The sequence below is a fragment of the Streptomyces sp. NRRL WC-3549 genome (assembly GCF_000721935.1).
In the GTDB taxonomy this organism is placed as follows: Bacteria; Actinomycetota; Actinomycetes; order Streptomycetales; family Streptomycetaceae; genus Streptomyces.
Genome location: NZ_KL585391.1, coordinates 195,074 through 197,137, shown reverse-complemented (window position 1 = coordinate 197,137; position 2,064 = coordinate 195,074). Strand labels below are relative to the sequence as shown.

General features: G+C 72.2%; 1 protein-coding gene. It reads left to right on the top strand.

Annotated elements, in window-relative coordinates:
* Window positions 1–2,064: Rne/Rng family ribonuclease (locus IH13_RS0109485; protein WP_031082817.1), on the top strand; the 2,064-nt coding region annotated here is incomplete at both ends.

The following is a 2,064-nucleotide window of genomic DNA, read 5'->3' as shown; positions in this document are numbered from 1 at the left end:
GTCGCCGGCGCCGTCGCCGGCGCCGCAGCGGCGACGCCTCGGGCGAGGACACGGGCACCGGTACGGGCTCGGACGACCCGGAGCGTACGGTCGTCAAGGTCCGCGAGCCGCGCAAGAAGGAAGCCGAGCGCGAGCCCGGCACCGGCTTCGACGAGGTCCAGTCCATCAAGGGCTCGACCCGTATGGAGGCCAAGAAGCAGCGCCGCCGCGAGGGCCGCGAGCAGGGCCGCCGTCGCGTCCCGATCATCACCGAGGCCGAGTTCCTGGCCCGCCGCGAGGCCGTCGAGCGCGTCATGGTCGTCCGCCAGAGCGGCGAGCGCACCCAGATCGGCGTCCTCGAGGACAACGTGCTCGTCGAGCACTACGTCAACAAGGAGCAGGCCACCAGCTACGTCGGCAACGTCTACCTGGGCAAGGTGCAGAACGTCCTGCCGTCCATGGAGGCCGCGTTCGTCGACATCGGCAAGGGCCGCAACGCCGTCCTGTACGCCGGTGAGGTCAACTTCGAGGCGCTCGGCATGGCCCACGGGCCGCGCCGCATCGAGAGCGCGCTGAAGTCCGGCCAGTCCGTCCTCGTCCAGGTGACGAAGGACCCGATCGGCCACAAGGGCGCCCGTCTGACGAGCCAGGTCTCGCTGCCCGGCCGCTACCTGGTCTACGTGCCCGAGGGCTCGATGACCGGGATCAGCCGCAAGCTGCCCGACACCGAGCGCGCCCGGCTGAAGACCATCCTCAAGAAGATCGTCCCCGAGGACGCGGGCGTCATCGTGCGCACCGCCGCCGAGGGCGCCAGCGAGGACGAGCTGCGCCGCGACGTCGAGCGGCTCCAGGGCCAGTGGGAAGAGATCCAGAAGAAGGCGAAGGGCACCACCGGCTCCAACGCCCCGACGCTGCTCTACGGCGAGCCGGACATGACGGTCCGCGTCGTCCGCGACATCTTCAACGAGGACTTCTCGAAGGTGATCGTCAGCGGTGACGACGCCTGGGAGACCATCCACGGATACGTCTCGCAGGTGGCACCGGACCTCAGCGACCGGCTGTCGCGCTGGACGTCGGAGGTCGACGTCTTCGCGACGTACCGCATCGACGAGCAGCTGATGAAGGCGCTGGACCGCAAGGTCTACCTGCCGAGCGGCGGGTCGCTGGTGATCGACAAGACCGAGGCGATGGTCGTCGTCGACGTCAACACCGGCAAGTTCACCGGTCAGGGCGGGAACCTCGAGGAGACCGTCACCAAGAACAACCTGGAGGCGGCCGAGGAGATCGTGCGCCAGCTGCGGCTGCGCGACCTCGGCGGCATCGTCGTCGTCGACTTCATCGACATGGTGCTGGAGTCCAACCGCGACCTGGTGCTGCGGCGCCTGCTGGAGTGCCTGGGCCGCGACCGTACGAAGCACCAGGTGGCCGAGGTCACCTCACTGGGGCTCGTCCAGATGACCCGTAAGCGGGTGGGCCAGGGGCTGCTGGAGTCCTTCTCCGAGACCTGTGTCCACTGCAACGGGCGCGGTGTCATCGTGCACATGGAGCAGCCCTCGACCACGGGCGGCGGTGGCGGCGGCAAGCGGTCCAAGAAGCGCCGCGGCGGCGCGGGGCACGACCACGACCACGACCACGAGCAGCAGGCGCAGCAGCACGACCACGACCACGAGGGCGCCGAGCACCCGGCCGAGAGCGAGGCCGAGGTGGCCGCCGAGGTGGCCGCCCCGGTGGCGCTGCCCGAGCCGGAGTTCGGGGCGGACGAGGAGCTGTACAGCAGCCCGGCCGAGGCCGAGGCGGCGACGCGCGGCCGTGGCCGCCGTAGGGCGACCCGCAAGGTGACGGCCCCGGCCGGCACCCCGAAGGCCCCCGCCGCCCCGGCGGCCGAGCCGGGCCCGGCCCCGGCCTCTGCCGAGGTCGAGCCGGCCCAGACCCCGGCCGAGGTCGAGCCGGAGCGGGCCGAGCCGGTGGCCGAGGCGCCGCAGGCGGCTCCCGAGGCCGCAGCCGCCCCCGAGGCCGACACGGTCCCCGAGGCCGCGCCGCCGGCCCGTACGCGCCGTCGCGCCACCCGTAAGGCGACCGCCCCGG